Source organism: Parabacteroides sp. AM08-6 (genome assembly GCF_003473295.1).
Lineage (GTDB): Bacteria > Bacteroidota > Bacteroidia > Bacteroidales > Tannerellaceae > Parabacteroides.
This window is the reverse complement of record NZ_QRMP01000019.1, coordinates 55021-65029: the sequence shown is the minus strand read 5'-3', so window position 1 is coordinate 65029 and position 10009 is coordinate 55021. Positions and strand designations below refer to the sequence as shown.

The window sequence follows — 10009 nt, the reverse complement described above, 5'->3', positions numbered from 1 at the left end:
GGAAGATAAAGCGAAGAAATTCTGTGTAGCTCATAATTCTACTCTCTTTTAGGAGGGCTAAGATAATCTTTTTTTCATTCCCTCACTATTTCGGTATGAGCCCCGAAAATCCCATTTTTTCCATATAAAAAAGGCACATCCCTAAAGATATGCCTTTTTGTGCGCCTGATAGGACTCGAACCTACACGCCGCGAAGCACCAGATCCTAAGTCTGGCGTGGCTACCAATTACACCACAGGCGCATTGAATTTGCGATGCAAAGGTAATGATTATTTGATAATATGCAAGCAATATGCTATTGTTTTTGCTTCAAAGTGCCTTTGTGGAATCGACAGCAGTCAATAATTGTTTGATAGCTGTTTCAAGGATTGTGTCTTTACCTTTCAGGATATCTTCAGATGTAATGGATACTTTTACATCCGGGTCGATTCCGAATTCTGTGTGCTTTTTGTTTATATCCAAAATAGGGCAAGCTGAAAAGCGGACACTCCACCCATTAGGAAGCTCTGAACTGAATGGCAATCCGCTGCCACCACCGGTACGGTCGCCCATAATAAGAACTTGTGGTAGAAGGCGCATGACATTTACAAAATCGTTTGTGGCGCTATAAGAGTGGCGATTTGTCAATACAATTACCGGACGTGACCAACGGATACGTTCGGAGGGGGACAGATATAATGGTTTTGGTTCGGTAAAATCGTTATGCCCGTTTCCTTTTTTATATTGCGAGTAACCTGTCAGGATACGTTCTTCCAGAAAACGCGATGCAATACGGTCTGCGTAACTCATTGAACCGCCACCGTTATCACGGACATCGAAAATCAATCCTTGGCAATCTTTGAAATGAAGGAACATGTAATCCAAGTTATTTTCCCCGACTCCACTTGAAAAACTACCATAATAAACATACCCAATCTGGTCGTTAGCCAACCGTTTATATTTCAGCCCCCCAGCTATATAATAGTCCGTTCCTAAATAATTTTCCTGTATTTCTTTGTAAAAGTTCTTCGGATATTTCTCATACCAATCCCAATAGCGCGACATATTGAATGATGAAATCAGATTAGTATGCCCATCCTTCAATTCCGCCAACATTTCGCCGAGTTTCTCAAATAATGCAAACTGGTTCATTGTGTCCTTTATTTGAGGACTATAGCGGTCGTGAACCTCGTCCCAATCAATATCTTTGAACTCAAAAAAACAGTAATTTTCATCAATAATACGCCATAAGGATTCGAAATTCTCGCGTGGAGACGTATTGGCTTCCGTCGATTTTTCGCAAGCGCAAAACAGCATACAAAAGAGAAATACAAGATATGTAATACGTAGTTTCATTTTTCCGGAAATATCAATAATAAGCACTGTTGAATTTGTGTGTATCTTTCAAACGTTTTCCTCCGAAAGAGATAAATTCTTTTACGAAACCAATCATAAAAGCGTTGGAAAGTACATGAGTTTTAATATCGTTTACGTTCGTCCGGTACATGCTATTCAAATAGCCGGTGCGGATAGTAAAATTAGCAATGGGGATATCGACAGTGAAATAGTTCTTCATTACAAATTTGTTGTGGAAGGAACTGAATCGTATGATGCCATCTTTGTCTCCCTGGCTGAGAAAATAATAAGGTTGCCCTTTATTAATTGAAAACAAGACCCCTGCAAACGGCATTTCCGTTTGGTAACGTACTGTCAGCGGATATTCTTTTATCTTAAAACTGTAGACTGCCATGGCCGAAAGGTTCAGGTCGAAATCTCCTTTACCGGATACCGGATTATTACTGTTACGCGTGTTATAGATAAAACCTCCGGAAATGCGTGCCGAAGCTCCCGCCAGCAGTTTTAAGCCGGAAACGGGCAAGTCGGTAAAACGGTAATGGTATCCAAGACTATAATCCACAAATCCAGCATATTCATTGGCTGTCTCTGCTCCGTTGCGGGTAGAGCCAAATTCAATATTAACAATTTGCTGGCGAGAGATTTTATAATCAGCCAACCGGGTAATTTTCATTCTTTCATTGAGAATACGTGCTACCCACCCGGTATAATTAATATTTGTACTGGGCGAAAGATAACTGTCACGGAGATTATAGCTCCCGATGCCAATCATCGTACTTTCGTTTGTAGACCTTGAAATATCCTCTTTTTCCGACTGCGCGACAACAGAGAAGGCCATGCAAAACAACAAAAACACCAGGCAGCCCATTTTTTTCATAAGCTATTCATCAAAAAGTTTCATTTGACCGGTAATTTCATCGATTATATCCGAGTTACTTTTATCGGTTTCATCATCATCTTCGGCTTCTTCAACCTTATTTTCAGTAGCTTGCGCCGTAGAAGCAAAACGAATTGGGTCCAACTCGTTAATCGTCTCTATATCAAAAGTCGACAGACGTTTGCCTTTTGCTTTAAAGCCTTTTACACCGATAAACTCGTCGGCATCGATAACCAGTGGTTCACGGAACGAATCGTGTCCTCCGAAAACAACTTCCATACGGGGATAAGTCTCATCTGTAAGCAACATAAGACGGCTTTTCGGGTTCTCTCCCAAGAAGTTTTGTTTGCGACTGCCGGCTTCCAATTGGAAACGTTTCAAGTAGAAATATTTCTGATCTGCATCATAAAGTGCGGCTGTCCAAATTTTATTGGCATCAAATTTTTCGATAATCAGAATATTTGCATCGTAGTGATTACTCAAGTCGAAGTTTGTTGTATGGAAATCTCCGTTTTGTGAGATAACCAATATCTGATCATCACTTTGAAATTCTCCCAGTTCTTCGCCACGCCCATCATAATTCAACCGCAACACATCGCGGTCATACCAAACCATACGTCCGCCAAGTGTAGAATTACCTTTTTGTTTCAGGGAAATTTTATGAACGTCTGCTTTTGTCAGGATATTCCCCATGGAAGCACGACCTTTAATGGCAATGTCACTAAAATCTTTTTCAAATACCAGCAGTTTTTGCCGGGGTTTAGGTTTGAGTATGATTTTTACCGTTTCGGCTTCTCCGTTGGCATTTGCGCTGAAATAGAGTATGCGAGAACCTTCTGTGCCTTTCGTGACAGTGTATTCCTTGTCTCGTGTCACGCCTGTAACGGCAAAACGTTTGATATAATTATAACCAGCCTTCCCATCACGATAAATTACGTTGTATATGGTACGGTTGTCATTTCGTTTGAATACATTCACATATAAGATGTCTTTTCCGATAAACATTTTTTCGCAAACTTTTACCACCTTGTAGACACCGTTGCGGTAGAAAATGATGATGTCGTCTATATCAGAGCAGTTACAAACATATTCATCTTTTTTAAGTCCGGTTCCAATAAAACCTTCTGTTCGGTTTATATAAAGTTTTTCGTTGGCTTCTACCACCTTGGTGGCTTCGATAGTATCAAAATTCCGCACTTCGGTAAGGCGAGGGTAATTTTTCCCGTATTTTTCTTTCAACATACGGAACCAATCGATGGTATATTCTACGATGTTTGCTAAATGAGCCTCTATCTTGGCGATTTCTTCTCTATACTGGGCTATCTGGGCATTACTTTTGTCCGAGTTAAATTTAAGAATGCGCCCCATCTTGATTTCCATCAGCCGGAGGATATCTTCGCGAGTAACCTCACGTATAAAATGAGGTTTGAACGGAGTCAAACGGTAATCGATGTGGGCGATTGCTTCGTCCATATCTTTCGCATTTTCAAATTCCTTGTCCTTATAAATGCGCTCTTCAATAAATATTTTTTCAAGTGAAGCGAAGAAAAGCGACTCTTCCAATTCCCCTTTCTGGATTTCCAGCTCGGTACGCAAAAGATGTAATGTGTCGTCTGTGGAATGTTTCAGTACATCACTAACCGTAAGGAAGTGAGGTTTGTTGTCCATGATGACGCAACAGTTCGGTGAAATGCTGATTTCACAGTCAGTAAAAGCATATAATGCGTCGATTGTCTTATCAGAGGATACGCCTGGGGCCAAGTGTACGAGAATTTCTACGTTACGAGCCGTGTTATCGTCAACTTTTTTTATCTTGATTTTACCTTTGTCGTTTGCTTTCAGAATGGATTCAATCAAGGATGAAGTCGTTTTTCCGTAAGGGATTTCTGTGATGACAAGTGTTTTATTATCCAGTTTGGTGATTTTTGCACGAACTTTGACAGAACCGCCACGTTCACCGTCATTGTATTTGGAAACATCCACAAAGCCTCCTGTCTGGAAATCGGGGTATAATGTAAATGTTTCTCCACGCAGATAGGCGATAGATGCATCGAGGAGTTCATTGAAGTTATGCGGTAATATTTTAGATGAAAGTCCCACGGCGATACCTTCTACTCCCTGTGCAAGCAGCAAAGGAAATTTGACAGGCAAAGTTACCGGTTCGCGGTTTCGACCGTCGTATGACAATTGCCAAAGAGTCGTTTTGGGGTTGAATACAGTTTCCAGTGCGAATTTTGACAAACGGGCCTCGATGTAACGGGGCGCGGCGGCTCCGTCTCCGGTCAGAATATTTCCCCAGTTTCCTTGACAATCAATCAGCAAATCTTTTTGTCCGAGCTGTACAAGCGCATCGCCGATAGAAGCATCGCCATGCGGATGAAACTGCATCGTATGCCCTACGATATTCGCAACTTTGTTGTAGCGTCCGTCGTCAAGCCGTTTCATGGAATGCAGAATTCGGCGTTGAACGGGTTTAAGTCCATCGTTAATATGCGGAACGGCACGTTCCAGAATCACATACGAAGCATAATCGAGGAACCAGTCCTGGTACATTCCCGAAAGATGATAGGATACGCGGCTTTCCGATTTGCCGGGTATTTTATATTCCGAATGAGTTTCGGATGCTGTTTCCGCATCAATGCCCGCATCCGGATTATCATCCGTATCCTTCGTGCCCGTATCTTCGCCCGAAACTGGTTGTTCTTCCGTCCCTTTTATTATTTCGTTTTCGTCCTGTTCAGTAATATCTTCTGGTCTCATATATTGTCTATATACAATTCATTTATTTCCCCGGACTATGCAGCGATTACCCATAAGCCGTAATAGGCTGTAAATATACGAAATATTGCTGAAATAAGAAAAAGGAAACATGAAGAGGCGGATTTTTATAGAACTTCAAATTTTTAATTATTCTGTTTGTTTTCCATTCCCTATGGGGGAAATTTGTGTTTCCCGCGGAAGAAACTCCGGTTTCCTGCTGAGGGAACTCATGTTTCTTGCGTGAAAAAAAAGGCTGTTTCTCTTGCAGAAGAGAGACAGCCTTGATTTATGGGGGTAAGAGAGTGATGTATTAAATGTTATAATACTGTTCCCAGCCTTTGCGCGGCATATCGCCAACCAACATTTGATTAGCAAAAGAATCATTGGTGATTTGTTTCAAATCGCGGTCGAATACCAGCTTCCGGTTCAGTCGTTGAGCCAATACGCCCAGACAGAAAATCTGGCTTAACGGGCCGGCAACGGAGAACGGAGAACGAGTTTTTTCCTGGCCTTTGCAAGCTTTCAGGAAGTTTGCAAAATGGTTGGACGGACTCTTTTCATATTCCGGTAATTTCGGGTTCATATCTTTTGCTATTTTATCCGGAATGACAGAAAGTGTGCTTCCGTGGGAGCCACCTTTGAATGTCAATGTCTTTGTGTATATTTCCTTACCTGGGTTCAGCTTCATTAATTGTAATTTTCCACCTGCTACCGTCGGGATATTCGGATCCACGTCTGATGAACCGTAATCGGCAGGAACAGGAGGAATATTATCCAATCCATCATACCAAGTTACATCTATTCCCGGCATATCGCCTCTTTTGGGGAAACGGAACAGGATAGTAGACGACATCGGATAGAAGAACGGATTGTGGTCTTTCAGATAAGTGGGATTGATTTCCGAAGGCAATCCCATATCCAAGAACTGGTGGGCCGTATCCAGAATATGTGCTCCCCAGTCACCCAGTGCACCCATACCGAAATCATACCAACAACGCCATTGTCCCTGATGATAATCATGATTGTATTCGTGGAACGGGCGTACGCCTAACCAAGTATCCCAATCCATTGTTTCAGGGACCGGTTCACCCATCGGCATGTGCTTCATATTCGGGTTCCATCCATGCCATCGGCGTGGCGAGTTCATATGGGCGGTGATGGCGGTGACATCCTTAATAAGGCCGGCTTCTTTCCAAGCCTTGAACTGGAAGTAGTTGGCTTCCGAATGTCCTTGGTTACCCATTTGTGTAACAACTCCGAATTTCTTTTCGGCTTTCATCATCAATTCTACTTCCTGGAAAGTACGGGCCATCGGTTTTTCAACATAAACATGTTTGCCATGTGCCATGGCTTCAATGGTGATAGGAAAATGGGCATGGTCGGGTACGCCCACGGTTACGGCGTCGATTTTATCGGCCATTTTGTCGAACATCTGGCGGAAATCCTGGAAATGCGGTACTTTCGGGAACATGGAAATAAGTTTTTGTGTATGAGGTGCTCCCATATCTACATCACAAAGAGCTACAACTTCACACAGACCGGTTTTGTACAATTCCTGAGCGATTTCTCCTCCGCGGTTACCAATGCCGATAAAGGCAATTCTTACTTTTTCGTTGGCACTAACGAAAGGTACTCCCGGCATCCCGTTTGCTTTCGATGGTATCCAGAAAGATGGAATAGCCGTGGCGGCTGAAAGAGCCAGTGCCCGTTTCAGGAACGAGCGACGTGAAATATCATCTGATTTCATGGTAAATATATTAGATAAATAATTAATGTTTGCGCAAACATATAAAAGCTATACTTGACAAATGTAGGGAATATTTTTATTAGCTGGTACTTTTTAGTGGAAGAATTTGCGTTTGACACGATAAATATTTTTATAAGATACTGAAAATGCTCCACATTACCGAAAAAATCATTTACTTTGCAGCTCTAATAATGTGCAATGTGCAAATAAGCCGATGCTTCCATGTAGGCTGGAGAATCGGATGAGCCGTTTTTTATTGGCATATTGTATCGGCAAATTGATTAATTGGCAAATAATATTATGGCACAAGAAGATGTATTTAAGAAGTTAGTTTCACACTGTAAAGAGTATGGTTTTGTATTTCCTTCTTCCGAAATTTATGATGGTTTAGGGGCAGTGTACGATTACGGGCAGTATGGTGTAGAGTTAAAAAACAATATAAAGAAGTATTGGTGGGACAGTATGACCCTGCTTCATGAAAACGTAGTAGGTTTGGACTCGGCTATCTTTATGCATCCTACTATCTGGAAAGCATCCGGCCATGTTGATGCCTTCAACGATCCTTTGATTGACAATAAAGATTCTAAGAAACGCTATCGTGCAGATGTTTTGATTGAAGACTATCTGGCTAAGATTGACGAAAAGATAGAGAAAGAAGTCGCAAAAGCTGCCAAGAAATTCGGTGATGCTTTCGATGAAGCGCAATTCAGGGCTACAAATGGCCGTGTATTGGAACATCAGGCTAAACGGGATGAAGTACACACACGTTTTGCCAAGGCATTGAATGATTCCAATTTTGAGGATTTGCGCCAGTTGATTTTGGATTGCGAAATCGCTTGTCCAATTTCCGGAACACGCAACTGGACGGAAGTTCGTCAGTTTAACCTGATGTTCTCTACGGAAATGGGTTCGACAGCCGAGGGCTCTTCTAAAATATATCTGCGTCCGGAAACGGCTCAGGGCATTTTTGTAAACTTCCTGAACGTCCAGAAAACAGGCCGTATGAAAATACCTTTCGGTATCGCACAAATCGGCAAGGCCTTCCGTAATGAAATTGTTGCCCGCCAATTTATCTTCCGTATGCGTGAATTCGAACAAATGGAAATGCAATTCTTTGTTCGTCCGGGCGAAGAGATGGGATGGTTTAAGAAATGGAAAGCCACCCGTTTGAAATGGCACCAGGCTATGGGGCTGGGTAATGAGAAATACCGCTATCATGATCACGATAAGTTGGCTCATTATGCCAATGCTGCTACCGATATTGAATTTGAAATGCCTTTCGGTTTCAAGGAAGTGGAAGGTATTCATAGTCGTACAGACTTTGATTTGAGCCAGCATGAAAAATTCTCCGGAAAGAAAATGCAATATTTTGATCCGGAACTGAATAAGAGTTATACTCCGTATGTGATTGAGACATCTATAGGCGTAGACCGCGTATTCCTGAGTGTTATGGCCGGTTCTTACTGCGAAGAGACACTGGAAAACGGCGAGACACGCGTCGTTTTGAAACTGCCGGCTGCATTAGCCCCGATTAAATTGGCTGTATTGCCATTGGTTAAGAAGGACGGACTGCCTGAAAAAGCTGAAGAAATTGTAAATATGTTGCGTTTTGACTTCCGTTGCCAATATGATGAAAAAGACTCTATAGGCAAACGTTATCGTCGTCAGGATGCAATCGGGACTCCGTACTGTATAACAGTCGACCATGAAACATTGAAAGATAATTGTGTGACAATCCGTTTCCGTGATACAATGGAGCAGGAACGGGTAAGTATCGATAAGTTGCATGATATTATCACTGAAAAAGTAAGTATGAGAACATTATTAAAAAAGATAATTGAATAAACGAATGAAGAAATACCTGCATATCGCGTTGATGTTATTGTGCGTATTTGTTGTCTCCTCTTGTAAAGACGACAATGACGACAGTGAGGCAATTGAACAGGCAGCCTATAAGCTGAAAAACGAAACCGCTTTTCTTGAAAAAGCCCAGGATCCTTCCTATGTGAAATGGGTGTCGCAAGCAAATATCGGTTATGTTTTTGCAAAGCTGATTAAAAAAGGAGACGGAAAGAAAGTTTATTTCAATAGTCGCGTATCTGTTTATTATAAAGGCTCCTTGATTGACGGTACTGTTTTTGATAAAAAATTGCTTGAAGATGGTGCTCCTTTTAAATGTGCGGTAAACTCTTATTATGCAAATTATAACTCGTACACTGGGGAAGGTTATATGTCAGTAATATCCGGTTGGGGTGTGGCATTGCAAAATATGGTGGAAGGTGACAAGTATGAAATCTGGATACCTCAGGAATTAGCTTATGGAGCATCCGGACAGAGTACGATACTCCCGTATTCAACTTTGATATTTGAATTGGAGGTGGTATCTGTGGATGAACAGGCTGCGACAGCCTCCTAAGTCTTTTATAAGAAATAAAGTAAGGAAGGGAGCGTGTCATTCGTTTGGTGCTCCCTTCCTTATTTTATTTTCTATCTGTTTTTCAGTATTCTTTTTGCACAATCTGATAATGTGACGATTGCACCTGCCAGTATAGCCGTATCTTTTATCACCAATCGCCCTGCTCCTGTCAGTAAAGGAAATCCATGTTCTCCACTACCTAAATCCGGAACCCAGACTTCCGGTGTAGTGACGAGGAATGAAAGTGTCCCTATTGTCATAATAATTGCAAGAACGGAACCAACCAATCCGATTTTAGGTGAAAATATACCCAAAAATGTCAGAATGCCAATAGCCATAATTAAAATTCCCAGGCCGTGTGAGAAGCCGTATGTGTTGTTTTCCTCATGCCATTTCTGCTTAACTTCGTTAAATTCTCCCTCTTTTAGTTTGTATTCTTTATATTCGGGAGCACTTTTTGTATAAAAGAAACTCATAAACGGGCTGTTTGCGACGAAGGGAACAATACCTTCCGCTTCATAATTCCAAAATTTCAATCCACCAATCCAAACGAATATAATTAGGATTGCAACACGGATGAGATTAATACCTAACTTCTGAGAAGAAGCTGCCAAATTCAAAAATGTGTAGAACAAGTCGTTTAATTTTGCCATGATACCTTATGCTTTTATAGAATGTTAATTATGGTACAAATATCGGTAGTGTATCAATGACGGGCGATAGCTATTTTGCCGGATAAGTTGTCAATTTTCCCATTTTTGCGGAAGAACGGAAAAAAGCGGTTTTCAGGAAAGGTTAAAGCTTACTTCCTCTTATGCGTTTTACGTTCGATGAACGCAAAAGCATCGAACGTATTTTTTGCGTTCAACGTTCG

At 41.5% G+C, this 10009-nt stretch carries 7 protein-coding genes and 1 tRNA gene; 2 read left to right on the top strand and 6 right to left on the bottom strand.

Annotated features, from left to right (window positions below; genetic code table 11):
- Positions 1-160: 160 nt before the first annotated feature.
- The 5 genes from DW103_RS12160 to DW103_RS12140 form a co-directional block, all read right to left on the bottom strand.
- Positions 161-242: transfer RNA gene (locus DW103_RS12160), tRNA-Leu, on the bottom strand.
- Positions 243-309: 67 nt separating this feature from the next.
- Positions 310-1335, bottom strand: a complete 1026-nt coding sequence (locus DW103_RS12155; RefSeq protein ID WP_122276513.1) for a S41 family peptidase — start codon at positions 1333-1335, stop codon at positions 310-312.
- A gap of 13 nt (positions 1336-1348) precedes the next feature.
- Entirely contained in the window at positions 1349-2212 is an 864-nt protein-coding gene (locus DW103_RS12150) for a DUF3316 domain-containing protein (RefSeq protein WP_122276501.1), read from the bottom strand.
- A 3-nt stretch (positions 2213-2215) separates the two neighbouring features.
- A complete protein-coding gene (locus DW103_RS12145) occupies positions 2216-4972 on the bottom strand; it encodes a DNA gyrase/topoisomerase IV subunit A (protein ID WP_122276499.1) in 2757 nt (918 codons plus the stop codon).
- Between the two features lie 310 nt (positions 4973-5282).
- Positions 5283-6719 carry a Gfo/Idh/MocA family oxidoreductase gene (locus tag DW103_RS12140; protein WP_122276497.1) on the bottom strand — a complete coding sequence of 479 codons (1437 nt, stop codon included), beginning with the start codon at positions 6717-6719 and terminating at the stop codon, positions 5283-5285.
- Positions 6720-7019: 300 nt separating this feature from the next.
- Here DW103_RS12140 and DW103_RS12135 point away from each other — a divergent pair, with 300 nt between their 5' ends.
- Complete coding sequence (locus DW103_RS12135; RefSeq protein ID WP_122276495.1) at positions 7020-8564, top strand: glycine--tRNA ligase; 1545 nt, start codon at positions 7020-7022, stop codon at positions 8562-8564.
- 4 nt (positions 8565-8568) lie between these two features.
- Entirely contained in the window at positions 8569-9135 is a 567-nt protein-coding gene (locus DW103_RS12130; protein WP_122276493.1) for an FKBP-type peptidyl-prolyl cis-trans isomerase, read from the top strand.
- A gap of 71 nt (positions 9136-9206) precedes the next feature.
- Here DW103_RS12130 and DW103_RS12125 read toward each other — a convergent pair whose 3' ends face one another.
- Entirely contained in the window at positions 9207-9788 is a 582-nt protein-coding gene (locus DW103_RS12125; protein ID WP_199653017.1) for a DUF417 family protein, read from the bottom strand.
- Between the last annotated feature and the right edge of the window lie 221 nt (positions 9789-10009).

Excerpts from the sequence above, each read along its gene's own strand:
- DW103_RS12135 (WP_122276495.1), top strand. The coding sequence starts at position 7,020 with ATGGCACAAGAAGATGTATTTAAGAAGTTAGTTTCACACTGTAAAGAG.
- DW103_RS12125 (WP_199653017.1), bottom strand. The coding sequence starts at position 9,788 with ATGGCAAAATTAAACGACTTGTTCTACACATTTTTGAATTTGGCAGCT.
- DW103_RS12140 (WP_122276497.1), bottom strand. The coding sequence starts at position 6,719 with ATGAAATCAGATGATATTTCACGTCGCTCGTTCCTGAAACGGGCACTG.
- DW103_RS12150 (WP_122276501.1), bottom strand. The coding sequence starts at position 2,212 with ATGAAAAAAATGGGCTGCCTGGTGTTTTTGTTGTTTTGCATGGCCTTC.
- DW103_RS12145 (WP_122276499.1), bottom strand. The coding sequence starts at position 4,972 with ATGAGACCAGAAGATATTACTGAACAGGACGAAAACGAAATAATAAAA.
- DW103_RS12130 (WP_122276493.1), top strand. The coding sequence starts at position 8,569 with ATGAAGAAATACCTGCATATCGCGTTGATGTTATTGTGCGTATTTGTT.
- DW103_RS12155 (WP_122276513.1), bottom strand. The coding sequence starts at position 1,335 with ATGAAACTACGTATTACATATCTTGTATTTCTCTTTTGTATGCTGTTT.